Genomic DNA, 263 nt, shown 5'->3' with positions numbered 1-263 from the left:
AGACTCACTCCAAATACCGTAGCAGCCGAGTGTCCATGGGATACGGTGCCAGACGACAGATGTTCCGGCGCGGAATTCCTTTGGGTACTGCGGATGGATATACTTACCGTAGGCAAGCGCCACATTGATACGCTCTTGCGGTGTTAGAGTATTAAACTTATAAGAAGTCGCGCCAAAACCATAGGCACCAAGCAATACACCTGAGCCATCTTTAAACATATTTTCTGACGGATAAGCAATTTGGGTAATAGGCATATTGGTAT

At 46.4% G+C, this 263-nt stretch carries 1 pseudogene; it reads right to left on the bottom strand.

Annotated features, from left to right (window positions below):
* A pseudogene (locus AAEY75_RS15660) lies at positions 1 to 263 on the bottom strand (flavin monoamine oxidase); the annotation flags it as partial.

Source organism: Psychrobacter sp. TB55-MNA-CIBAN-0194, from assembly GCF_040309505.1.
In the GTDB taxonomy this organism is placed as follows: domain Bacteria; phylum Pseudomonadota; class Gammaproteobacteria; order Pseudomonadales; family Moraxellaceae; genus Psychrobacter; species Psychrobacter fozii.
This window is presented reverse-complemented; position numbering and strand designations above follow the sequence as displayed.